Origin of the sequence: Microbacterium arborescens (genome assembly GCF_030369635.1) — a bacterium.
GTDB lineage: Bacteria > Actinomycetota > Actinomycetes > Actinomycetales > Microbacteriaceae > Microbacterium.
Genome location: NZ_CP128474.1, coordinates 1,041,290 through 1,063,826 on the forward strand (window position 1 = coordinate 1,041,290; position 22,537 = coordinate 1,063,826).

Here is a 22,537-nt window from a genome sequence, read left to right on the forward strand (position 1 = left end):
ATCCCGATCGAATCCCGATCGAGGAGATGGTGATCTTCGACTGGTGACCAGCGCAGGCGGTTCTCGCGGTTTCGTCCGCGCGCCCATATCTGCCCCGCTCCTTCGCACGATCTCGTGCGCGAAACGCGCGTGCGAGTCTAAACAAAGAAGGAGGGACCTCTTGGAAGGTCCAGAAATCACCGCAGCCGAAGCCGTCCTCGACAACGGCCGCTTCGGCACCCGCACCGTCCGGTTCGAGACCGGACGCCTGGCACAGCAGGCGCAGGGCGCCGTTGCCGCCTACCTCGACGAGGAGACGATGCTCCTCTCGGCCACCAGCGCCGGAAAGCACCCGCGCGAAGGCTTCGACTTCTTCCCGCTCACCGTCGACGTCGAAGAGCGCTCGTACGCCGCCGGCAAGATCCCCGGCTCGTTCTTCCGCCGCGAGGGCCGCCCCTCGACCGAGGCGATCCTCGTCTGCCGTCTGATCGACCGTCCGCTGCGCCCGTCGTTCGTCGACGGCCTGCGCAACGAGGTCCAGATCGTCATCACGGTCCTCTCGATCGCGCCCGGCGAGTACTACGACGCGCTCGCGATCAACGCGGCCTCCGCCTCGACCCAGATCTCGGGTCTGCCGTTCTCCGGCCCGATCGCCGGCGTGCGCCTGGCGCTCGTCCCCGGTCACGGCGAGCACGAGGACCAGTGGGTCGTCTTCCCGAACCAGAAGGTCGTCGAAGAGGCGGTCTTCGACCTCACCGTCGCCGGCCGGGTGCTCCCCGACGGCGAAGTGGCCATCATGATGGTCGAGGCCGAGGCGACCGAGGGCAGCTGGAACCTCATCAAGGGTGGCGCCGTCAAGCCGAGCGAAGAGGTCGTCGCGCAGGGCCTCGAGGCCGCGAAGCCCTTCATCAAGCAGCTCGTCGACGCGCAGGCGTCGATGGCCGCGTCGGCATCGCGTGAGCCGGGTGTCTACCCCGTCTTCCCGCCCTACGCTCCCGAGGTCTACGACTTCGTGGCCGAGCGTGCGTACGGCGAGCTGACGAGCGTCTACCAGATCGCCGACAAGCAGGAGCGCCAGAGCGCCGACGACGCGATCAAGGACCGTGTCAAGGGCGAGGTCGCCGCCGCCGTCGAGGCTGAGCAGCTGCCCGCGTCCGCGCTCGCGGAGTTCTCCGCCGCGTACAAGTCGGTCACGAAGAAGATCGTCCGCGGCCGCATCCTCAGCGAGGGTGTGCGTATCGACGGTCGCGGTCTGGCCGACATCCGTCCGCTCGACGCCGAGGTGCAGGTCATCCCGCGCGTCCACGGCTCCGCGATCTTCCAGCGCGGCGAGACCCAGATCCTGGGCGTCACCACGCTGAACATGCTGAAGATGGAGCAGCAGATCGACTCGCTCTCGCCCACGACGAGCAAGCGCTACCTGCACCACTACAACTTCCCGCCCTACTCGACCGGTGAGACCGGTCGCGTCGGCAGCCCGAAGCGTCGCGAGATCGGGCACGGCTTCCTCGCCGAGCGCGCCCTCGTGCCGGTGCTGCCGAGCCGCGAGGAGTTCCCGTACGCGATCCGTCAGGTCTCCGAGGCCCTCGGGTCGAACGGCTCGACCTCGATGGGCTCGGTGTGCGCCTCGACCCTGTCGCTGCTGAACGCCGGTGTGCCCCTGCGCGCCCCGGTCGCCGGTATCGCGATGGGCCTCGTGTCCGACCAGGTCGACGGTGAGACCCGCTACGCGGCGCTGACCGACATCCTGGGCGCCGAGGACGCGCTCGGCGACATGGACTTCAAGGTCGCCGGCACGAGCGAGTTCGTCACGGCGATCCAGCTCGACACGAAGCTCGACGGCATCCCGTCGTCGGTGCTCTCGGCAGCGCTGACCCAGGCCAAGGAGGCTCGTCTGACGATCCTCGGTGTCCTGAACGCCGCCATCGACAGCCCCGACGAGATGGCACCGACCGCTCCGCGCGTCATCAGCGTCCAGATCCCGGTCGACAAGATCGGCGAGCTGATCGGCCCCAAGGGCAAGACGATCAACTCGATCCAGGACGAGACGGGCGCCGACATCTCGATCGAAGAGGACGGCACCGTCTACATCGGCGCGACCGACGGCCCCTCGGCCGAGGCTGCTCGTGCCCGCGTGAACGCGATCGCCAACCCCACCAACCCGGAGGTCGGCGAGCAGTTCCTCGGAACCGTCGTGAAGATCGCGACGTTCGGCGCGTTCATATCGCTCCTGCCCGGCAAGGACGGACTGCTGCACGTCAGCGAGGTCCGCAAGCTCGCCGGTGGCAAGCGCGTCGAGAACGTCGAGGATGTCCTCGGTGTCGGCCAGAAGATCCTCGTGCGCATCACGAAGATCGACGACCGCGGCAAGCTCTCCCTCGAGCCCGTTCTCGAGGAGACCGCCGATCAGGACGGCTCGGCCGCTGCGAGCGAGGGCCCCGAGGCTCCCGCCGAAGGCTGAATCGACTGATCGCCCGGATGCCCGTCCCCGTCTCGGGGGCGGGCATCCGCTGTTCGCGGCGCACACCGTGATGAAACAGTTATGGGGAATTCACGGCCCGTTCGCGGCAATGCGCGCCCACCGTCGCCCGGTGTCCTACTCTCGAAGAGCGCGCCGGGGAGCCGCGCCCCGCATTTCCTCGGTGCCGACCGGAGGTGTGTGATGTCGGGGGAACGGGTGGCTCAGGTCGCACCTGGAGGTGCGCCCGCCGTACCCCACGTGCATCCCTCCAGCCCGATCCCGGTCCACGGCAAGCCGCTGGGGTCCGACATCCGGGTCGGTCTCGGCGACACCGGACTGCAGATCTTCCCCCTCATCCTCGGCGGTTCCGAGTTCGGCTGGACGATCGACCTCGCAGCGAGTCACGCCGTCCTCGACGCTTATGCTCAGCGGGGCGGCAATGCCCTGCACACGTCGGACGGCTACGCCTCGGGTCGAAGCGAGCACATCATCGGACGGTGGCTCTCGAGCCGGGGCAACCGCGACGAGATCGTCGTCACGGTGCGTGTCGGCGGCAACCCCGACAACCCGGGCCTCGGCTCGGTCAATCTCGTGCGCTCCGTCGAGGCATCGCTCGGCCGTCTCGGCATCGATCGCATCGATCTGCTCTACCTGGATGCCGCCACCGACAGCATCACGGCGCTCGAAGACACGCTCGCGACCGCGGAATGGCTCGTCGACAGCGGGAAGGTCGGTGCGCTGGGGGCAGCCGGCTACTCCGCCATGCAGCTCGTCGAAGCGCGCATCCTGTCGTCGGCGGGGTATCCGCGTTTCGCGGCGGTGGACGTTCCGTACAACCTGCTGCATCGATCCGATTTCGACGGCGATCTGCGCCTCATCGCGGGGGCTCAAGGACTCGCCGTCACGCCGTCGCAGGCGCTCGAGCACGGCTACCTCACGGGTCGTCACCGCGATCGGGCCGGCCTGTCGTCATCGGTGCGCGGCTCGCAGCTCGCCGCGTGGATGAACCGTCGCGGCGCGCGGACCCTGAAGGCGCTCGACCGCATCTCGGAGGAGCTGTCGGTCTCGACTGCCGCGATCGCGGTCTCCTGGCTTCTCGCGCAACGCGTCGTCACGGCGCCGATCATCAACGCGAGCCGTCCGGTGCACGTCGATCAGCTCGTCCAGGGCGTCGGGGCGCGGCTCGGTCGTTCGCACCTGGCAGAGATCGCGCGCGCGGTGGAGTAAGCCGATCCGGGATGGGCTGGAGCCTCTGTCAGAGGGGTGACGTATGGTGGATGGCGCCCTGTTCATCGTTTCGAATCGAGCTTCTGTGACGCAGTATCTCTACCTCGTGCGCCACGGAGAGCATCAGGACGCCGAGCACGGTCTCGAAGATGGTCCGCTGTCTCCCCGTGGCCGCCGCCAAGCCGAACTGCTGGCCGATCGCATCTCCGGCGTGCCGCTCGACGCCGTCTGGCACTCGCCGCTCGAACGTGCGCAAGAGACGGCGCGGGCCGTGGCCAAGCGCCTGCCCTCGCTCTCACCGCAGGCGTCATCGCTGCTGTTCGACTGCGTGCCCACCGGGATGACGCCCGACACACCCGCCGTCTACGAACCGTTCTTCGGCTCGTACACCGAGGCCGAGACCGAGGCCGGTGCGGCCCAGATGGCGGATGCCGTCGGTGAGTTCCTCGCTCGCAAGCCCGACAGTCACGAGCTGCTGATCACGCACAACTTCGTCATCGCGTGGTTCGTCCGCGAGGTGCTTCAGGCGCCCGACTGGCGGTGGCTGACCATCAACCAGGCTCATTGCGGACTGACGGTCCTCGCGCAGCGTCCCGGTCGCCCCTGGACCATGGTCTCGCACAACGACCTCTCGCACCTGCCCGTCGAACTGCGCACCGGACTTCCCGACATCCTTCCGGTCTGAGCGGCGGCAGAACGGCCCGGCAATCCCGCGCGGCTCGCGCCCCACGACCCCTCGTGGGCGGCTGACGCCCGCAAGTACATCGACCGTATCCGCGAGGCCCTCGCCGGGCTGCCGGGAGCGGATGCCGCCGGCTTCCACCACATCGGCTCGACGGCGGTGCCGGGACTCGACGCCAAGCCGATCATCGACCTGCAGGTCAGCATCCTGCCGCTGCCCGACGAAGACGAGCTGGGGGCTCGGCTGAGACCCGCGGGCTTCCGTCGCGAGTGGGGTTCCCGACCCGATTCGCCGGGCGTGAGCCGTGACATCCCGCGTGGCTCCGGCGACGTCGCCGACGAGGTCTGGGAGAAGCGGCTGTACGTCGCGAGCGGCGCCGCGGTCATCCTGCACGTGCGGCGCGCCGATTCGCCCTGGGCGCTCGAGACGGTGCGATTCCGCGACGCGCTCCGCGCCGATCCCGTGCTCCGCGCACGTTATCAGGAACTGAAGCGCGCGCTGTCGGCCGCCAACGCGGGCAAATCGGACTACGACGACTACACACGTGCGAAGACCGCGTTCTTCAGCGACATGCGCGGCTGATCCGTGCTCGCGGCCCGCTCACGCGCTGCCGATTGGACGCGGCGGGCACTGAACCGGAGAATCGATCGGTGCTCGATGGTCCTCTGCTCGCCGACTGGCTTCCGGTCTCCGTCTCGGCGTTGATCTTCCTGATCGTCGCGGCCGGGGTGGCAGGCTGGGTCGACGCGGTCGTCGGCGGGGGAGGGCTGATCCAGCTTCCCGCCCTCGTCATCGGCGTGCCGAAGGATGTCGCGACCCCCTTCATCCTCGGGACGAACAAGCTGTCGTCTTTCGCGGGCACGTTGTCGGCGAGCTGGGTCTACCTGCGGCGGATCCGCGTGCAACTCGTGCTGCTCGTGCCGCTCGTCGGGGGAGCTTTCGGAGGGTCGGCGGCGGGCGCCGCACTCTCGCGCTACGTTCCCCGGGAACTCCTCACCCCGATCGTCCTCGTGGCCGTCGTCGCGGTCGCGATCTACACGCTGCTCAAACCCAAGATGGGCCTGCACCACGAGCCGCGCCACGAATCGCGTGGCGCGATCATCTGGCGCTCAGCGGTCATCGGCGTCGTGGTCGGGTTCTACGACGGCATCCTCGGTCCGGGCACCGGCTCATTCTTCGTCATCCTGCTCGTCGCCGTGCTGGGCTACGGCTTTCTGCAGGCGAGCGTCAACGCGAAGATCGCGAACCTCACGACGAACCTGGCCGCGCTCCTCGTCTACGGCGTCCACGGTGAGATCCTGTTGCTGCTGGCGGTCGTCATGGCCGTGGCGAATATGACCGGCGGGTTCATCGGCGCGCGTATGGCGACGAAGAACGGCAGCGGGTTCGTTCGGATCGTGTTCCTCGTCGTCCTGTCGGTCCTGGTGGTCAAGCTCGCCTGGGACACGTTCATGCAGTTCGCGCCCGCGTAGGCTGGTCGCCATGACCACGCGCGTGGCCCTCGTGGGCGGCACCGGAAAGCTCGGCGGCATCATCCGAGACGTCATCGAGGCGTCCGACGGCTTCGAGATCTCGGCGGTCCTGACGAGCCGCAGCAGTCTCGACGAGCTCGACGGCGCCGACCTCGTCGTCGACGCGTCGACGCCCGCCGTCTCGACCGACGTCGTCCGGGCGGCCGTCGAACGCGGTATCAACGTGCTCGTCGGGACGTCGGGCTGGTCGCAGGAGCGCATCGCCCAGGTTCGGCCGGTGGTCGACGCCGCCGGGGTCGGAGTCGTCTTCATCCCCAACTTCTCGCTCGGCTCGGTCGTCGGCAGCGCGCTGGCTGCGGCGGCCGCCGCGCTCTTCCCGTCGATCGAGATCATCGAGGCCCACCGCGAGACGAAGGTCGACTCGCCGAGTGGCACCGCGGTCCGCACCGCCGAGCTGATCGCCGCCGCCCGCGCCGGGGTCGGGCCGGTCGAGTCGCCGCACGCGGATCAGCGCGCGCGCGGCCAGAAGGTCGCCAGCGTCCCGATCCATTCGCTTCGTCGGCCCGGCGTCGTCGCCCGTCAGGAGACGATTCTCTCCGGACCGGGCGAGGCCCTGTCGATCGTGCACGACACGGTCGATCCTGCACGTGCGTACGAACCCGGCATCCGCATCGCCCTCGACGCGGCCCGAGACGCCCGGGGGATCACGGTCGGTCTCGACAGCTTCATCGACATCGGCATCCGTCCGCCGTCGCGCTCGACGACCGGAGCGCCGGGAGACGAGGGCGACGTCCCCGGTCAGGTCGCGCGCGTCACCAGAGCATGAGCACCCGCATCCTGACACTGATCATGGCAGCGCTGCTGGCGCTGTACATCGTCTTCGTCGCGCAGCGGGCAGTCCTGCTCGTCATGACGGGGGAACCCGTGGGCGTCGCGATGGGTATCGCGCTGATCGTCCTCCCGATCATCGCTTCCTGGGCGCTCTGGCGTGAGCTGACGTTCGGTGCGAGCGCGTCGCGACTCGCCCGGCGCCTCGAAGAAGAGTCGGCTCTGCCGGAAGAGAGCGTCGACCTGTCGCCCAGCGGCCGTCCCGACCGTGCTGAGGCGGACGCGCTGTTCCCGCGATACCGCGAAGCCGTCGAAGAGGCGCCCGACGACTGGCGCGCCTGGTTCCGACTGGGCCTCGCCTACGACGGTGCCGGCGATCGACGGCGCGCACGCCAGGCGGTGCGTACCGCGATATCGCTGGAGCGCGCTGGGCGACGCGGCTGATTCAGCGGGGCGGGACGACCGCTCGGATCGCGTCCTCGACGCGCTCGTGCGTGAACACGAAGCCCGACTTCTGCAGCACCGCCGGCGCCACGTCGGTGTCGTTGGTCAGGAGCGCCTCGGTGGCATCGCGTCCCAGCACGAGCCGCAGCCCCCACTCGGGAGCGCGGACCAGGTAGGGGCGGTTCATCCGCATGGCCAGGGCGAAACCGAGGTCGTTCGCCGTCGCGCGCGTCGGCCCCGTGAGATTGACCGGGCCGGCCACGTCTGCGTCGATGAGGTGTCGGATGGCGGCGACCTCGTCGACGAGTGAGATCCAGGGCCACACCTGCGTGCCCCGACCGATCGGTCCGGACAGGCCCGCCCGCGTCAGCAGCATGAGCGGCTTCAGCACACCTTCGGGATGCACGACCGGCGCCGTCCGCAGGAGGACCACCCGTGCCCGCTCACGAGCGGTCAGCGCCGCCGCCTCCCACTCGCCGCACAGATCGGCGAGGAAGGAGTCGCCCCGAGCCGCTGTCTCGGTCATGCGCACGCCGGGCCGGGTCGGGTAATAGCCGACGGCTGACGACGACAGGAAGGCGGGGGCATCCGAGCCGAGGGCGCGTACCGCGGTGGCGAGGGTCTCCGTCGGGAGCAGTCGCGACCACACGAGCTCGTGCTTGTACGAGCGCGTCCACGGGAATCGGCCGATGCTCGCACCGTTCAGCCCCACTACGGCCCGCGCGCCGTCGAGGACACCCGGGTCGAGCGGGCGCTCGCCCGGGAACCACTGGACCTCGTCGGCGGCGACGGGGGAGCGGCGGACCAGCCGGGTGACCGCGACGCCATCGTCGCGCAGCGAGTCGACGAGGGCGCGCCCGATCAGCCCGGACGCGCCCGCGACGACGACACGGCCCCCGGGGGCCTGATCAGCCAAGCGTGGCCTCGAGGGTGATCTCGATGCCGGCGAGGGCTGCCGAGACGGGGCATCCGCTCTTCGCCTCCTGGGCCAGCCGGTCGAAGTCCTCGGCCGACAGGCCCGGGACGACGGCATTGACGTTCAGGTGCGAACCCGTGATGCCGGTGCCCGGGATGAAGGTGACCGATGCGGTGGTCTCGACCGACTCGGGCGGCGTTCCGTTCTCGGCGAGGGCGTGGGAAAGGGCCATCGAGAAGCACGAGGAGTGGGCGGCGGCGATCAGCTCCTCGGGAGTGGTCACGGCGCTGGAGCCTTCGCTCCGAGCCTTCCAATTGACCTCGAACGGTCCCTGGTTCGAGCTCTCAAGGGCGATCTGGCCCGATCCCTCGGTCAGGCTGCCCTTCCAGCTGGTGGTTGCTTCGCTCGTGACGCTCATGACTCTCCTCTTCACCGGGCGGCAGCGGGTGCCGCTTCGAGACGGCGCGGGGTGCGCTTGCGTCGAGCCTAGGTCGGCGGGGCGCCGGTCGGAACGTCTTGACAGGTTCCGGCGGTCTGTTCAGACCGAGGCGGACGAGGAGCGCAGCCGTAGGATCTCGAGCTGCACGACATCGCGTCGCGGCACGCCGCCGAAGCGCGTGCGCACGACGCCTCGCCCATCCAGCACGAGCGTCGTCGGCGTCTGGGAGATCTGGAAGCGACGCGCGATGTCGGGGCGGTCGGTCACATCGACGTCGAGGTGGACGATGTCGTCGCTGTCGCGCGCCATCTCCGCGAGGGTGCGGTGCACGGCCGGGCAGCGGTGGCAGGTCTCGGTGCTGAACTGGAGGAGGGTCGCCGTGCGGCCGAGCGCGTCGGGCTCCGCGCCGAGCCGACGCGGATCGACGACATCGAAACGGGGGATCGGATACGGGCGTGAGGCGCGCCAGCGCAGGATGACCCCGATCGCACCTGTTACCGCTAACAGGCCCGCCAGGACGATCGCCACCGCCAAGAGTTCCACAACAGCCCACAGTAGACCTTCGCGGCAGGCCGGGAGCACTCGGGCGCCGGGGGTAATCTGAAGCTGTGAGCGACGCCGAGCAGACCCCGACCAGTCCCGAGATCGAGTTCCGCAGCGATGTGACGGTCGAGCTCGTCCGCTCGAGCGCCGCCGACTCGGACGTGCTGTTCGCGGCCCGCGTGTCGACCCAGGGGGAGCAGACCCTGGATGCCGCCGCCGCCGGCACCGAGGCATCCGGCCGCGACCGCGGCCTGATCAACTACCTCATGCGCGACCGCCACGGCTCGCCCTTCGAGCACAACTCGATGACCTTCTACGTGCAGGCGCCGATCTTCGTCTTCCGCGAGTTCATGCGTCACCGCATGGCCTCCTACAACGAGGAGTCGGGTCGCTACCGCGAGCTGCGCCCGGTGTTCTACGTCCCCGGTCGTGAGCGCAACCTGAACCAGGTCGGCAAGCCCGGCGCGTACGAGTTCCTGCCCGGCACCGACGAGCAGTTCGCCGTGGTCGACGAGACCACGCGGCAGGCTTCGATCCAGGCGTACGAGGCCTACCGGCGCATGCTCGAGGCCGGCGTCGCGCGTGAGGTCGCCCGCATCGTGCTGCCCCTGAACATCTACTCGTCGATGTACGTCACCGTCAACGCGCGTTCGCTGATGAACTTCCTGTCGCTGCGCACCAAGGTCGAGGGAACGCACTTCCCGTCGTTCCCGCAGCGCGAGATCGAGATGTGCGCCGAGAAGATGGAGACCGTCTGGCGCGAGCTCATGCCGCTCACCCACGCGGCGTTCAACGCGAACGGGCGCGTCGCTCCCTGACGCGCCGGGCTGCGGCGCCCTCCGGTCGGGCTCAGACGAATCGGCCCAGGATGACGCCCGCATAGGCGAGCGCGGCGACGGTCTCACCGTCGTCGATCCTGCCGTCGGCGACGTGACGCAGCGCGTCGGCGAAGGGAAGCCACACGACCCGTTCGATGCCCTCCTCGAGCTGAGACGAGGCGGCGTCCTCCGCCGGCCGCAGCCCGCGCGCGAGATAGACGTGCTCGGGCGCCACGGCGATGCCGTTGAGGGCGTTCATCCGGCCGATGGGCTGCCATAGGTCGGCCGTGAGGCCCGTCTCCTCGAGGAGTTCCCGCTTCGCGGCGACGAGCGGGTCCTCGCCGTCGCTCCCGCCCGCCGGGACCTCGAGCGAACGTCCGGTCGTATAGCGGTCGACCTCGACGAAGCAGACCCGGTCGTGCTCGTCGACGGCCACGATGAAGACCGCCGGATGCCGCATCTCGACGACGCCGTAGATGCCGTCGCCCGCCGGCCCGGTCACCTCGTCTTCGCGGACCGAGATCCAACGGTTCTCGTACGTCGTGCGGGTGCTCCGGGTCGTCCAAGCCATGCCGCCACCCTAGAGCGCCGGGCGCCGGGCGCCGCGCCGCGCCGCCATCAGTGCCGCCCGACATGGGAACGTATCGGCGACCGGGCGTCGGCCCGTCGCCGCGTCGCAGAGGCGGAACCGATACCCTGAGACCATGACGCACTCGGGCAATCCCTTCGGACAGGTCCTCGTCGCGCTGGTCACCCCGATGACCGCCGACGGTGAAGTCGACTGGCCCGCCGTCGAGAAGCACATCGACGACGTCATCACCGCTGGTGCCGACGGCATCGTCGTCACCGGGACGACGGGGGAGACGAGCACGCTCACCGACCCCGAGAAGCTCCGCCTCGTCGAGGTCGGCAAGTCGGTTTCGGCCGGCCGCGCGAAGATCATCACCGGCGGCGGCTCGAACGAGACCGCGCACGCGATCGAGCTCTACAAGGCCAGCGAGAAGGCCGGGGCCGACGGCATCATGATCGTCACGCCGTACTACAACAAGCCCACCCAGGCCGGCATCCTGACGCACTTCCGCCTCGTCGCCGACGCGACCGACCTGCCCGTCATCCTCTACGACATCCCGGGCCGCACCGGTGTTCCGATCAAGTACGAGACGATCCTCCGCCTCGCGAAGCATCCGAACATCCTGGCGGTGAAGGACGCGAAGGGTGACTTCAGCGAAGTCAGCCGCGTGCTCAACCAGACCGACCTCATGTACTTCTCCGGCGACGACGCCAACGTGCTGCCGCACCTGTCGATCGGTGCCAGTGGCCTCATCGGCGTGACGGCGAACATCACCGCGACTCCGTACCGCACGATCGTCGACGCGGTGAATCGAGGCGACCTCACGGCCGCGACCGAGGCGCACAAGAGCCTCGAGCCACTCGTCCGCGCGGTCATGACCCACGTGCCGGGCACCGTCAGTGCGAAGTACATCCTGCATGGCCTGGGACGCATCTCGAGCCCGCGCGTGCGTCTGCCCCTCGTCGGCCCCGAAGAGTGGGAGGCCGCCATCATCGAGGACGAGCTCGCCCTCGTCTCGGGCGTTCCCGGCGCCGACTTCTCCAACTTCCGTCCCGACCGTAATGCCGCCGCCGGCGGTGCGCTGCCCAAGGTGCACGGGACGACCCGCTAGACGAAAACGATGAGGATGCCGCATACACCGGCGTCCCGAGGAAGCGTGCCAATGCCCACGAACGTCTTCAGCCCGCCCGCTCTCGAACCCGGAACGCTGCGGGTCTACCCGCTCGGCGGCCTCGGCGAGGTCGGTCGCAACATGACCGTCTTCGAGTACGAGGGCAAGCTCCTCGTGGTCGACTGCGGTGTGCTCTTCCCCGAGGAGCACCAGCCCGGTGTCGACCTGATCCTGCCCGACTTCGAGCCGATCAAGCACCGCCTCGACGACATCGTCGGCGTCGTGTTGACGCACGGTCACGAAGACCACATCGGAGCGGTTCCCTACCTGCTCAAGCTCAAGGGCGACATCCCCCTCATCGGCTCGGGCCTGACGCTCGCCCTCATCGAGGCGAAGCTCAAGGAGCACCGCATCCGTCCTTACACCCTCACCGTCGCCGAGGGACAAGAAGAGCAGGTCGGCCCGTTCGATCTCGAGTTCATCGCGGTGAACCACTCGATCCCCGACGCGCTCGCGGTCGCCGTCCGCACCCCCGCGGGACTCGTGCTCGCCACCGGCGATTTCAAGATGGACCAGCTGCCGCTCGACGGCCGCATCACCGATCTCCGCGCGTTCGCCCGACTGGGCGAAGAGGGCGTCGACCTCTTCCTCGTCGATTCCACGAACGCGGATGTCCCCGGCTTCACGCCGACCGAGCGCGGGATCGGCCCCGTGCTCGACCAGGTCATCAGCAAGTCGCCGCGCCGCGTCATCGTCGCGAGCTTCTCCAGCCACGTGCACCGCGTGCAGCAGGTCGTGGATGCCGCGGCCGCGAACGGTCGCCGCGTCGCCTTCCTCGGCCGCAGCATGGTGCGCAACATGACGATCGCCGAGAACCTCGGGTACCTGAACGTCCCCGACGGTGTGCTCATCGACTACAAGAAGGCCAAGGACCTGCCCGACGATCGCATCGTCTACATGTCCACGGGCTCGCAGGGCGAGCCGATGGCCGTGCTCTCGCGCATGGCCAACCTCGAGCATGCGATCGAGCCCGGTCCCGGTGACACCGTCATCCTGGCCTCGAGTCAGATCCCCGGTAACGAGAACGCGATCTACCGCGTCATCGACGGGCTGACCAAGCTCGGCGCGAACGTCGTGCACAAGGGCAACGCGAAGGTGCACGTGTCGGGCCACGCCGCGGCGGGCGAGCTGCTGTACTGCTACAACATCCTCAAGCCCCGCAACGTGCTGCCCGTTCACGGTGAGTACCGCCACCTGATGGCCAACGCCAAGCTCGCGCAGGACACCGGTGTTCCGGAGGACCGCACGATCCTGGCGGAGAACGGCACCGTCGTCGACCTCAAGGACGGCGTCGCGGAGGTCGTGGGCCAGCTCGACATCGGCTTCGTGTACGTCGACGGCTCGACCGTGGGCGAGATCACCGACGCCGACCTGAAGGACCGCCGGATCCTGGGTGAAGAAGGGTTCATCTCGGTCATCGTCGTCGTCGACGGCAAGACGGGACGAGTCGTGAGCGGCCCCGACATCCACGCGCGCGGTGTCGCGGAGGACGACAAGGTCTTCGAGGGCGTCAAGCCGAAGATCGCGGCGGCTCTCGCAGAGGCCGTGCAGTCGGGGACGCGCGACAACCACGCGCTGTCGCAGGTCGTCCGTCGCACGATCGGCCGCTGGGTGAACCAGTCGCTGCGCCGGCGCCCCATGATCGTCCCGGTCGTCATCGAGGCCTGACCCGCGTCGTTCCGCGGTAATGGGGGAACCCCCGCGTACCGTGGAGGAATGGCCAGGAGCACGAACGCGCCCTCCGGACGCCGCGCACCGGCGAAGACGTCGACCTCGCGCGCCCGCAAGAGCGAACCGACACCCAAGCGGTATGTCGATGAGTCCGAGCGGCCTCCGGTGATCGCGCGCGCATGGATGGGCCTCGCCCACGCCACCGGCGGCATGTTCCGCGCGTTCGGGCCCGAGACGCTCGAGAAGGATCAGCGCCGCGACGGGCTGCCGTTCCTGCTCGTCCTCCTCGCGATCGCGGGGGCGGCCGTCGAGTGGTTCATGATCGGAACCGAGGCCGGAACGCTCGTCAGCGCGTACACGGTCGGCTTCCTCATCGGTCGTGAGGCGTTCATCATGCCGGTCCTGCTGCTGTTCCTCGCGGGATGGCTGTTCCGGCATCCCGCGTCGGTCAACGACAACGGTCGCATCGGCATCGGGTTCGGGCTGTTCATCCTCTCGGTGGCGGGGTTCTGCCACGTTCTCGGCGCGCGCCCCGAGCCGAAGGCCGGCGCGCTCGAGCTGAGCGCGTCCGGCGGGCTGTTCGGCTGGGCGGTGGGTGAACCGCTGACCATCCTCACCGTCTACGGGGCTGCGGCCGTCTTGGGTCTCGTCACGGTCCTCAGCATCCTCATCCTCACCAAGACCCCGCCGAACCGTATCGGCAGCCGCCTCGGCGACCTGTACGCCTGGATGTTCGGGGCGGAACGCCCCGTCGCAGATCCCGACGGCGAGGCCCCCACGGTGGCGTTCTCGCCGAAGAAGGGCAAGAAGGCGGCACCGTCGGCTGACGAGGATGCCGACGAGGGCGAGGACGCGTTGCCGTGGTGGCGTCGCAACAAGAGCGGTCGCGAAGAGGATCCCGACGACGGCAGCGCATCGCAAGACCTCACCGAGCTTCTCGGGCCTTCGGTCGCCGGCTCCGTCGCCGGTGGATTCGAGCAGGCTGTGGCCACGCCGCCGCCGCTTCCCGACGCGCCGACCGAGATCATCGACCCCTCCGTCATCGAGCGGGCGGCCACGGCCGCGCGTTCCGGGCGGCCGGCCGACACCGCGGTGCGCGACGACCACGACACCGGCGAGATCGAAGAGCTGCCCGGGCTCACGGGCCTCGGCGGCGACTTCCACGGGCAGCCCCCGGCTACGCCGTACCGGCTGCCCGCGGTGGCAGCCCTCGGCGCCGGCACCCCGGCGAAGACGCGGTCAGAAGCCAACGATGCGATCGTCCGAGCCATCACGGGCGTCTTCGAGCAGTTCTCGATCGATGCCAAGGTGACCGGATTCTCGCGCGGTCCGACAGTGACGCAGTACGAGATCGAGGTCGGGCCCGGCACCAAGGTCGAGAAGATCACGGCGCTGACGAACAACATCGCCTACGCCGTCGCCTCCAACGAGGTGCGCATCCTCGCCCCCATCCCCGGGAAGAGCGCCATCGGTGTCGAGATCCCGAACACCGACCGCGAGATCGTCACGCTCGGCGACGTGCTTCGCTCCAACGCGGCGACCTCGTCGACCCACCCGATGACCATCGGCGTCGGCAAGGATGTCGGCGGCGGTTTCGTCGTCGCCAATCTCGCCAAGATGCCCCACCTTCTCGTGGCCGGATCGACGGGGTCGGGCAAGTCGAGCTTCGTGAACTCGATGATCACGAGCCTGCTGATGCGGGCGAAGCCCACCGACGTCCGCATGGTGCTCATCGACCCGAAACGCGTCGAGCTCACGAGCTACGCCGGTGTGCCGCACCTCATCACGCCCATCATCACGAACCCCAAGAAGGCGGCCGAGGCGCTGCAGTGGGTCGTGAAAGAGATGGACATGCGTTACGACGATCTCGCGTCGTTCGGCTTCCGTCACATCGACGACTTCAACAAGGCCGTGGTCGCGGGCGAGATCCAGCTCCCGGCCGGCAGCGAGCGCGTGCTGAAGCCGTACCCGTACCTGCTGGTGGTCGTCGACGAGCTCGCCGACCTCATGATGGTCGCTCCCCGTGACGTCGAGGACTCGATCGTCCGCATCACCCAGCTCGCGCGAGCGAGCGGCATCCACCTCGTGCTCGCGACCCAGCGACCGTCGGTCGACGTCGTGACCGGTCTCATCAAGGCGAACGTCCCGTCGCGGCTGGCGTTCGCCGTCACGAGCGTCACCGACTCCCGAGTCATCCTGGATCAGCCGGGCGCCGACCGCCTGATCGGTCAGGGCGATGCGCTCTTCCTGCCGATGGGGACGTCCAAGGCCATTCGCGTGCAGGGTGCATGGGTCGCCGAGTCCGAGATCGAGAAGGTCGTCGCCCACGTCAAGGGGCAGGCGCAGCCGGAGTACCGCTCCGATGTGGCGGCGGTCGCCGAGAAGAAGGAGATCGACGCCGACATCGGCGACGACCTCGAGCTTCTGCTCGCCGCCGCCGAGCAGATCGTCTCGACGCAGTTCGGTTCGACCTCGATGCTGCAGCGCAAGCTGCGCGTCGGGTTCGCCAAGGCCGGCCGCCTCATGGACCTCCTGGAGTCGCGCGAGATCGTCGGCCCGTCCGAAGGGTCCAAGGCGCGCGACGTCCTCGTCACCCCCGACCAGCTCCCGGCCGTCCTCGCACGGCTGCGGGGAGAAGACCCGCCCGCACCGGCAGCTCCGGCGGCCGCTGCCGTCGACCCCGTCGAAGCCCAGTTCGAAGGGCTGGAGGTCGTCGACGGCGACGACGCGTCGGAAGACGCGTGGGGTCTCACCGGGCGCGACTGACGGATAGGCTCGCTCCGTGACGGTCCCCAGGCAACTGCCCAACGCGATCACGATCGTGCGCATTCTGTGCGCACCCGTCTTCCTCTGGCTGCTGCTCGTCGACGGCGGTTCCGACGGCGCCCTGCGCTGGTGGGCCGGTGTGCTCTTCATCGTCGCGATCGCGACGGACGGCATCGACGGATACCTCGCTCGCAAGTACCGCATCGTCACCGACCTCGGAAAGCTGCTCGATCCGATCGCCGACAAGGTGCTCACGGGCCTGGCCTTCGTCGGCTTGTCACTGCTCGGAGAACTGCCGTGGGCCGTCACGATCGTCGTCCTCGTGCGCGAACTGGGGATCACGGTCCATCGCCTCCTCGTCGCGGGCGACCACGTCGTGGCAGCGGCGTGGATGGGCAAGCTCAAGACCGTCGCGCAGGCCGTAGCGCTTTCGCTGGCCCTGCTCCCGCTGTGGACGCTCGTGGGTGACTGGATCCACGTGGTCAACACGATCGCGATGTGGATTGCCGTCGTACTCACCGTCGCCAGCGGCATCGACTACGTCATCACCGCGGTCCGCGGAGCCAGACGGCGCGGAGCGGGATCATGACGGCTCGCGAGCACGTACACGACCTCCCGGACGAGGTCGAGGCGACGCTCGTGTCGACCGGTCGGCGCACCGACGCGGAGCGCCTCATCGAGCGGCTCGGCGAGCTCGGATGGACCCTCGCGGTCGCCGAGTCGCTGACGGGCGGACTCGTTGTCGCCGAGCTCGTCGCCGTCTCCGGGGCTTCGGCCGTCGTGCGCGGGGGAGTGGTCGCCTATGCGACGGAACTGAAGCAACGACTGCTCCACGTCGACGGCGCACTTCTGGATGCTCACGGCGCGGTGCACCCGCGCGTCGCCCGCCAGATGGCCGAAGGCGCCCGGGTCGCCCTGGGGCCCGGGGCTGCAGCTGCGGACGTCGGCATCGCGACGACCGGCATCGCCGGCCCCGGCTCGCCCGACGGTCAGCCCGTCGGAACCGTGCATATCGCCGTCGCGACCGCGCTCGGCGTGCGCATCGAGAGCCTGCAGCTCGAGGGCGATCGGGCGCAGATCCGAGCCGAGGCCTCGGCCCGCGCGATCCGGTTGGCGCTCGATGCGCTGTGACGGAATACGCATGGCACCGACGTCGTTCTTGTCATCGTGATCAGCGCGTGTCAACTCTCATGCGACCCACAGCGGGAGCGAGCTAGGGTGGCGTGCTGATGAGATACCGTTGTCCACCCGGGACGAGCGAGCACCACGACGAAGGAGGGGGTCCGAGATGATCTTGGTTCGACAGGAGATCGGCGACGTTCTGCGTGACCTCCGCCTGCAGAAGGGCCGCACCCTCCGACAGGTCGCCAGCCGCGCGAGCGTGGCGCTCGGCTACCTCAGCGAGGTCGAGCGCGGCCAGAAGGAGGCCTCGAGCGAGATCCTCGCTTCCGTGGCCGAGGCGCTCGACGTCCCGATCTCGAGCATCATGCGCGAGGTGGGCGACCGCATCTCGGTTCTCGAGGGGCTTCCGGTGCTGTCGGATGTCGTCCCCGACGACATCGCGGGTCTCGACGGCGACCTCATCGCGCCCGAGCTCTCGCTGCACTGATCACCGCTCGCATCGATGCGTCGCAGTGAGTTCGACCGCGCCGTCGAGGCGGAGTTCGGCCGACGCGGCCCGGCGCTGATCGACGATCTCGCTCTCGGGCCGCTCGGCGATCGCACGGCGCGTCAGGCGCTCGACGCCGGCGAACCGCCCCGAGCGGTCTGGCTGGCGCTGTGCCTCGAGGCCGACGTGCCCGAGTCCCGACGCTACGGCGTCGGTCGATTGGACCCGCGCGAACGCTGAGGGGGCGGCGCCGTGGTCGCAGCCGGCGCGTGTTCGACGTCCGCGGAGATTCTGCGGCGTGTCGTCGAATATCCGTTCGAAACGAGCGTAGTGTCCTGCACAGGTGGTTCCTCCCGGCGAGGTTCCCCGGATGCGGGTCGGCCGTCGATGAATGTCGGAGGCCCTCCGTACCGTGGGCAGCGTCGAGAGACACACCATGCCTTGTCGCAGCATCCCGGCACCGAGTCGAGAGCGCGACAGCCTACAGGCGTCGGAAACGCGAGCATAAGGAGCACGCCATGCCATCACCCGCTGACCGTGAGAAGGCCCTCGAATCGGCCCTCGCCCAGATCGACCGTCAGTTCGGGAAGGGCTCGGTCATGCGCCTGGGCTCCGACGAACGCGCACCGGTCGAGGTCATTCCCACGGGGTCCATCGCCCTCGACGTGGCGCTCGGCATCGGAGGGCTCCCGCGTGGCCGAATCATCGAGATCTACGGTCCGGAGTCGTCGGGTAAGACGACGCTGACCCTCCACGCCATCGCGAACGCGCAGCGCGCGGGTGGTATCGCCGCGTTCATCGACGCCGAGCACGCGCTCGACCCGTCTTACGCGCAGAAGCTCGGCGTCGACATCGACGCGCTCCTGGTCTCCCAGCCCGACACGGGTGAGCAGGCGCTCGAGATCGCCGACATGCTGATCCGCTCCGGCGCGATCGACCTCGTGGTCATCGACTCCGTCGCCGCGCTCGTTCCCGAGGCCGAGATCAAGGGCGAGATGGGCGACTCGCACGTCGGCCTGCAGGCGCGTCTCATGTCGCAGGCCCTTCGAAAGCTCACGGGTGGTCTGAACCAGACCAAGACGACCGCCATTTTCATCAACCAGCTGCGCGAGAAGATCGGTGTCTTCTTCGGCTCGCCCGAGACGACGGCGGGCGGTAAGGCGCTGAAGTTCTACGCATCGGTCCGCCTCGACATCCGCCGCATCGAGACCCTCAAGGACGGAACCGAGGCTGTCGGTAACCGCACGCGCGTGAAGGTCGTCAAGAACAAGATGGCGCCGCCCTTCAAGCAAGCCGAGTTCGACATCCTCTACGGGGTAGGAATCTCGCGCGAGGGAAGCCTCATCGACTTCGGCGTCGAGCACGGCATCGTCAAGAAGTCGGGTGCCTGGTACACCTACGACGGCGAGCAGCTCGGGCAGGGCAAGGAGAACGCGCGCAACTTCCTGCTCAAGAACGCCGACGTCGCCGTCGACATCGAGAACAAGATCAAGCAGAAGCTCGATATCGGTCAGCCCGCTGCCCCGGCTCCGGCCGCAGCAGACGACCTCGCGGCCCGCCGCCCGGCGTGATCGGTTCGGATCATGATGGGGGCGACGCCGACCGCCTCGCCCCCATCATCCCCCTCTTCGGTACAGCGGATGTCGCCGTCCCCGAACCCCGTCCTGACAGCGGGAGAGCAGCGGACGGCAGCTCGCGATGGCATACAACGTGGACGACAGAACCTCGAGACGCTGCGTCGGGCGGGTCTCCGACGCGGCGAACGACTCCTCGCGATAGGGCTCCCGAGGGGCCGACCGACGAGTCGGAGCGACGCGCGCGCGCCGAGCGCGCGCTGCTCAAGCGGCTGCGCGGCAGGTCACTGTCGATCCGAGAGGCTCGTGACGTTCTGCGCGGGGCCGAACTCGACGAGAGCGAGGCTGAGGACGTGATCGCCGCCTTCCTCGACAACGGCTACCTCGACGACTCCCGCTTGGCCGAGCAGCTACTCGACGGAGCTCTCGGTCGCAAGGCGCAGGGCGCGACGGCGGTGGCGCAGACCCTCGTCCGGCGAGGGCTCGACCGCGAGGTGATCGACATCGCTCTGGCGTCGTTACCTGACGACGAGGCCGAGCGGGCGCTCGAGTTCGCACGCCAGCGAGCCCGTGGAATGTCCGGCCTCGATCATGACGTCGCCTTGCGGCGACTGCACGGGCAGCTCGCGCGACGTGGCTTCCGAGGAGCAGTGGCGCTTGATGCCGCCCGTCAGGCGCTGGCCGGCGACGAGGACTGAGCGCCCGCCCGTCAGCCTCGCGCGTTCATCTGCGTGGTGGCGGCGGCCCGTTCTCCTCTGAGTGCTCGGATCTCGCGGGCTACGGCCGCGCCCAGCTCGCTTCGTGATGCCGCTCCGACCTTGGCGCGCGCCTGATAGATGTGCGATTCGACCGTGCGCACGGACACGAACAGGGCCTCCGCGATCCGTCGGTTCGACAGACCCTCTTCGACGAGCTGCGCGATTTCGCGCTCGCGCGCGGTCAGAGATCTCGTGGGGAGGGAGGTCGGGGCCTCGCCGGGCTCGTCGATGTCGTTGCGGACCGACAAAGCCGCGCGGAGGCGCTGAAGCATCCTCTCCGGCGGTGGCCCGACCTCGTTTGCCCCGGCTGCAGCAGACTCGGCATCGCGAAGGAGAGCATCAGCGGTCGGCGCCTCGATGCGTTCGACGACGGGCCGCATCTCTGCGAGCACCTGCTCCGCGAGGGAGTGGCGGAGGACGGCGAGACGATGCGCGTCGCGGATCTGAAGCATGACGGCATCCGTCATGCTGCTGAGCGTCCACGCATCGGCGGCGTGGGAGCGGGCTTCGTCGATATTCCCGTTCGCAGCTGCCACGACCGACGACGTGGAGGCGAAGGAATGCTGCAGCATCCGGCTCGCGGCGGCGGGCATCTCGACGGCAGCGAGGGTCTCCTGCGCCTCGAGCGGGTACCCGAACACGGCCAAACCGCAGGCGGTCTCGAGCTCGATCATCGAGAGCGACTCACCGCCCCGGTACGGAGCGCGCGCCGCTGCGGCGTGCAGCTCGCGCCGGGCCGCGAGCACCCGCCCACGTCTGATCTCCACCAGCACCGCGGCGAGCGAGGCGGCAGCGAGCGCTGACCCGCCTGCTCGCACCGCCATGTCGCGCTCGAAGGCCAAACGATCGACGGCCTCGGCGTCGTCCGTCCCGGCTACCGTCCGACAGGCGAGATCGTATGACCTGGCCGCGATGCGGTCGAGTGCGTCGTCGAAGCTCGCACCAGAGGTGAACATGCGCATCGCACGGTTCAGAGCCTCGCGCATCGCGGTGGTCTCGCCGAGGTAGGCGCGGGCCATGCCGGCCAGCAGTTCGACATCGATGCGGTCGCGTAGGAACGACGTTGCCGGATCGCGGCGCACGTGCTCCGTCAGCACCACGGCGTCTCGCAGTCGCAGGTCGGAGACGGCCTGACGCGACTTGGCGAGGGCGTCGGGGGCCCCAGCACTCCCGAGATCGGGCGCCGTCGCCGTGTCGTCCACCGAGGGGAACGTGACGAGTGTGCGCGCCCTCCGACGCTCGTTCACGGCGAGGTCGAGCAGCGACTCATCCGTGGTTCGCGCTCCGAGTCTCTCCGTGGCGAAGCGTTGTTCGAGCACGATCGCGGGAACGGCGACGTCGGTCCTCATCCAGGCGGCGTACGCAGCGGCATCCGATGCGTCGCCGGTGTCGTTGGCCACACGTGCCGCATCGAGCACCACCCGCTCGATGAACTCCGGCGCGACGCCGTCGAGATCGGCGGGACGGGTGACGGTGCGCATCCACTGGTCTGCGAGGAGGCGCGCGAGCGGTGTGCTCCACCAGCGACCTTCGTCGCGGAGGAGACGTTCGAGCGCGTCGGAGATGACCGCCTCGGATCGTTCTCTTCCCAGCGCCCGCTCTGCGGCCCGCGCCAGCACCCGGTTCGCGGTCAGGTGGTGGCTCGTGCTGCCGTCGTCGTACACCAGCCCCGCGGCCCGCAGTTCGTGGACCACGGCGACGGGTACGAGCCGGGTCGCGTCGGCGCGGGTGATGCCCGGGGCTCGATCGATGAGGACGAGAGCGCGCAATTGCTCGTCGTCGAGGTCGCGCACGTGAGCGTGGAGCACGGCGGCGAGGGCACCGTGCGAGGCGCCGTCGGCGATGGCGACGATCGGATCCCGGCCCTCGGTCAGCGCGGCGAGGCCGGCGTCGACGAGCGCGCGCAGCAAAAGCCGCGAGCCGTCGGCCGACCACAGGAGCGCCGCGCGCGTCACGCTGTCGAACGGCTCATGCGGTGCGAACAGAGTCAGGAGTCGATCCGCGTCGCGCGGAGAGAGGCGCGGGAGCTCGATCCGGTCGGCGTTGCCGGTGAGCCACAGGTCATGGATGACATCGACCACGCCGTCGCGACTGCTCGTGGGCAGTCGGGGCTCGGTCACCGCGATCAGGGCGGTCGCCCGCCCCGAATGAACGGCGCGGAAAAGAACGGCGAGGGATGCGGCGTCGAGCTCCTGCGCGTCATCGACCACGATGATCGTCGACGCGGGGACGGGGTCATCGCGGAGAAGGGCCCGGGCGCGCGCGTCGGATGCCGCCTCGAAGACGTTCGCGTACGTGTGGCGCAGCACGGCCGACGCCCGAACCATGATCGGATCGGATCCCCGCTGCCGGAGAACGTTCACGACGCGTGCGCGCAGAAAGCTCTTCCCCGATCCGAGCGGCCCGCCCATGACGATCGACCGGCCGCCGAGGAGCGCGTCGGCGACGGCATTCGGATCGCGCCCGTCCCCGACGACCTCATCATTCTCGTGATACGTCCGTGGCGACCGTTCCGAGTGCTCCCACTGAGTCATGAACCCCAGCTCCTCTCCCCAGCGAGACATGGCTTTCGGTCACAACCTACCCAGACGATCCGAACCGGGCCATC

General features: G+C 69.1%; 22 protein-coding genes. 17 read left to right on the forward strand and 5 right to left on the reverse strand.

Annotation, left to right across the window (positions count from 1 at the left end):
* Nucleotides 1-160: 160 nt before the first annotated feature.
* From QUC20_RS04870 to QUC20_RS04900, 7 genes are all read left to right on the forward strand, one after another.
* Nucleotides 161-2,440 carry a polyribonucleotide nucleotidyltransferase gene (locus QUC20_RS04870; RefSeq protein WP_289331109.1) on the forward strand — a complete coding sequence of 760 codons (2,280 nt, stop codon included), beginning with the start codon at nucleotides 161-163 and terminating at the stop codon, nucleotides 2,438-2,440.
* A 201-nt stretch (nucleotides 2,441-2,641) separates the two neighbouring features.
* Nucleotides 2,642-3,667: an aldo/keto reductase gene (locus QUC20_RS04875; protein WP_434543654.1), complete on the forward strand. Its 1,026-nt coding sequence runs from the start codon at nucleotides 2,642-2,644 to the stop codon at nucleotides 3,665-3,667.
* A gap of 85 nt (nucleotides 3,668-3,752) precedes the next feature.
* Nucleotides 3,753-4,352: a histidine phosphatase family protein gene (locus tag QUC20_RS04880; protein ID WP_120264358.1), complete on the forward strand. Its 600-nt coding sequence runs from the start codon at nucleotides 3,753-3,755 to the stop codon at nucleotides 4,350-4,352.
* An 87-nt stretch (nucleotides 4,353-4,439) separates the two neighbouring features.
* Entirely contained in the window at nucleotides 4,440-4,931 is a 492-nt protein-coding gene (locus QUC20_RS04885) for a GrpB family protein (RefSeq protein ID WP_289331474.1), read from the forward strand.
* 68 nt (nucleotides 4,932-4,999) lie between these two features.
* A complete protein-coding gene (locus QUC20_RS04890; RefSeq protein ID WP_289331111.1) occupies nucleotides 5,000-5,821 on the forward strand; it encodes a TSUP family transporter in 822 nt (273 codons plus the stop codon).
* A 10-nt stretch (nucleotides 5,822-5,831) separates the two neighbouring features.
* Nucleotides 5,832-6,647: a 4-hydroxy-tetrahydrodipicolinate reductase gene (dapB, locus tag QUC20_RS04895; protein WP_289331112.1), complete on the forward strand. Its 816-nt coding sequence runs from the start codon at nucleotides 5,832-5,834 to the stop codon at nucleotides 6,645-6,647.
* Entirely contained in the window at nucleotides 6,644-7,093 is a 450-nt protein-coding gene (locus tag QUC20_RS04900; RefSeq protein WP_289331113.1) for a tetratricopeptide repeat protein, read from the forward strand. Before dapB ends, QUC20_RS04900 begins: the two co-directional genes overlap by 4 nt.
* 1 nt (nucleotide 7,094) lies before the next feature.
* On the opposite strand, the gene QUC20_RS04905 is transcribed toward QUC20_RS04900, so the two are convergent.
* The 3 genes from QUC20_RS04905 to QUC20_RS04915 form a co-directional block, all read right to left on the reverse strand.
* Nucleotides 7,095-8,009 carry a TIGR01777 family oxidoreductase gene (locus tag QUC20_RS04905; RefSeq protein ID WP_289331114.1) on the reverse strand — a complete coding sequence of 305 codons (915 nt, stop codon included), beginning with the start codon at nucleotides 8,007-8,009 and terminating at the stop codon, nucleotides 7,095-7,097.
* Nucleotides 8,002-8,427: an OsmC family peroxiredoxin gene (locus QUC20_RS04910; RefSeq protein WP_023951786.1), complete on the reverse strand. Its 426-nt coding sequence runs from the start codon at nucleotides 8,425-8,427 to the stop codon at nucleotides 8,002-8,004. Before QUC20_RS04910 ends, QUC20_RS04905 begins: the two co-directional genes overlap by 8 nt.
* 120 nt (nucleotides 8,428-8,547) lie before the next feature.
* Nucleotides 8,548-8,991, reverse strand: a complete 444-nt coding sequence (locus tag QUC20_RS04915; protein ID WP_120263119.1) for a thioredoxin family protein — start codon at nucleotides 8,989-8,991, stop codon at nucleotides 8,548-8,550.
* A gap of 65 nt (nucleotides 8,992-9,056) precedes the next feature.
* On the opposite strand from QUC20_RS04915, the gene thyX reads away from it, so the two are divergent.
* Nucleotides 9,057-9,809 (forward strand): FAD-dependent thymidylate synthase, encoded by a 753-nt coding sequence (gene thyX, locus QUC20_RS04920; RefSeq protein WP_289331115.1) that lies wholly within the window; start codon nucleotides 9,057-9,059, stop codon nucleotides 9,807-9,809.
* A 31-nt stretch (nucleotides 9,810-9,840) separates the two neighbouring features.
* Here the strand turns inward: thyX and QUC20_RS04925 are convergent, their stop codons facing one another.
* Nucleotides 9,841-10,380, reverse strand: coding sequence for an NUDIX domain-containing protein (locus tag QUC20_RS04925; protein ID WP_289331116.1), 540 nt, complete (start codon nucleotides 10,378-10,380; stop codon nucleotides 9,841-9,843).
* A gap of 133 nt (nucleotides 10,381-10,513) precedes the next feature.
* Here QUC20_RS04925 and dapA point away from each other — a divergent pair, with 133 nt between their 5' ends.
* The 9 genes from dapA (at nucleotide 10,514) to QUC20_RS04970 (ending at nucleotide 19,869) form a co-directional block, all read left to right on the forward strand.
* On the forward strand, nucleotides 10,514-11,491 hold the full coding sequence (dapA, locus tag QUC20_RS04930) for a 4-hydroxy-tetrahydrodipicolinate synthase (RefSeq protein ID WP_120263116.1): 978 nt from the start codon (nucleotides 10,514-10,516) through the stop codon (nucleotides 11,489-11,491).
* A gap of 51 nt (nucleotides 11,492-11,542) precedes the next feature.
* Nucleotides 11,543-13,219 (forward strand): ribonuclease J, encoded by a 1,677-nt coding sequence (locus tag QUC20_RS04935; protein WP_120263115.1) that lies wholly within the window; start codon nucleotides 11,543-11,545, stop codon nucleotides 13,217-13,219.
* Nucleotides 13,220-13,267: 48 nt separating this feature from the next.
* Entirely contained in the window at nucleotides 13,268-15,988 is a 2,721-nt protein-coding gene (locus QUC20_RS04940; RefSeq protein WP_120263114.1) for an FtsK/SpoIIIE family DNA translocase, read from the forward strand.
* A gap of 16 nt (nucleotides 15,989-16,004) precedes the next feature.
* A complete protein-coding gene (gene pgsA / locus QUC20_RS04945) occupies nucleotides 16,005-16,577 on the forward strand; it encodes a CDP-diacylglycerol--glycerol-3-phosphate 3-phosphatidyltransferase (RefSeq protein ID WP_120263113.1) in 573 nt (190 codons plus the stop codon).
* Nucleotides 16,574-17,119: a CinA family protein gene (locus QUC20_RS04950; protein ID WP_120263112.1), complete on the forward strand. Its 546-nt coding sequence runs from the start codon at nucleotides 16,574-16,576 to the stop codon at nucleotides 17,117-17,119. The genes pgsA and QUC20_RS04950 overlap by 4 nt, the downstream gene beginning before the upstream one ends.
* Nucleotides 17,120-17,276: 157 nt before the next feature.
* Nucleotides 17,277-17,597, forward strand: coding sequence for a helix-turn-helix domain-containing protein (locus tag QUC20_RS04955; RefSeq protein ID WP_120263111.1), 321 nt, complete (start codon nucleotides 17,277-17,279; stop codon nucleotides 17,595-17,597).
* Nucleotides 17,598-17,612: 15 nt separating this feature from the next.
* On the forward strand, nucleotides 17,613-17,837 hold the full coding sequence (locus QUC20_RS04960) for a DUF3046 domain-containing protein (protein ID WP_120263110.1): 225 nt from the start codon (nucleotides 17,613-17,615) through the stop codon (nucleotides 17,835-17,837).
* A gap of 278 nt (nucleotides 17,838-18,115) precedes the next feature.
* On the forward strand, nucleotides 18,116-19,168 hold the full coding sequence (gene recA / locus QUC20_RS04965; protein WP_289331117.1) for a recombinase RecA: 1,053 nt from the start codon (nucleotides 18,116-18,118) through the stop codon (nucleotides 19,166-19,168).
* Nucleotides 19,169-19,524: 356 nt separating this feature from the next.
* The gene (locus QUC20_RS04970) at nucleotides 19,525-19,869 is read left to right on the forward strand and encodes a regulatory protein RecX (protein WP_289331118.1); all 345 of its coding nucleotides are present in this window, start codon (nucleotides 19,525-19,527) and stop codon (nucleotides 19,867-19,869) included.
* A gap of 11 nt (nucleotides 19,870-19,880) precedes the next feature.
* Here the strand turns inward: QUC20_RS04970 and QUC20_RS04975 are convergent, their stop codons facing one another.
* Nucleotides 19,881-22,463: a helix-turn-helix transcriptional regulator gene (locus QUC20_RS04975; RefSeq protein WP_289331119.1), complete on the reverse strand. Its 2,583-nt coding sequence runs from the start codon at nucleotides 22,461-22,463 to the stop codon at nucleotides 19,881-19,883.
* Nucleotides 22,464-22,537: the final 74 nt, after the last annotated feature.

Excerpts from the sequence above, each read along its gene's own strand:
- QUC20_RS04950 (WP_120263112.1), top strand. The coding sequence starts at position 16,574 with ATGACGGCTCGCGAGCACGTACACGACCTCCCGGACGAGGTCGAGGCG.
- QUC20_RS04900 (WP_289331113.1), top strand. The coding sequence starts at position 6,644 with ATGAGCACCCGCATCCTGACACTGATCATGGCAGCGCTGCTGGCGCTG.
- QUC20_RS04875 (WP_434543654.1), top strand. The coding sequence starts at position 2,642 with ATGTCGGGGGAACGGGTGGCTCAGGTCGCACCTGGAGGTGCGCCCGCC.
- dapA (WP_120263116.1), top strand. The coding sequence starts at position 10,514 with ATGACGCACTCGGGCAATCCCTTCGGACAGGTCCTCGTCGCGCTGGTC.
- QUC20_RS04955 (WP_120263111.1), top strand. The coding sequence starts at position 17,277 with ATGATCTTGGTTCGACAGGAGATCGGCGACGTTCTGCGTGACCTCCGC.
- QUC20_RS04940 (WP_120263114.1), top strand. The coding sequence starts at position 13,268 with ATGGCCAGGAGCACGAACGCGCCCTCCGGACGCCGCGCACCGGCGAAG.
- dapB (WP_289331112.1), top strand. The coding sequence starts at position 5,832 with ATGACCACGCGCGTGGCCCTCGTGGGCGGCACCGGAAAGCTCGGCGGC.
- QUC20_RS04910 (WP_023951786.1), bottom strand. The coding sequence starts at position 8,427 with ATGAGCGTCACGAGCGAAGCAACCACCAGCTGGAAGGGCAGCCTGACC.
- QUC20_RS04925 (WP_289331116.1), bottom strand. The coding sequence starts at position 10,380 with ATGGCTTGGACGACCCGGAGCACCCGCACGACGTACGAGAACCGTTGG.
- recA (WP_289331117.1), top strand. The coding sequence starts at position 18,116 with ATGCCATCACCCGCTGACCGTGAGAAGGCCCTCGAATCGGCCCTCGCC.
- QUC20_RS04960 (WP_120263110.1), top strand. The coding sequence starts at position 17,613 with ATGCGTCGCAGTGAGTTCGACCGCGCCGTCGAGGCGGAGTTCGGCCGA.
- QUC20_RS04935 (WP_120263115.1), top strand. The coding sequence starts at position 11,543 with ATGCCCACGAACGTCTTCAGCCCGCCCGCTCTCGAACCCGGAACGCTG.
- QUC20_RS04975 (WP_289331119.1), bottom strand. The coding sequence starts at position 22,463 with ATGACTCAGTGGGAGCACTCGGAACGGTCGCCACGGACGTATCACGAG.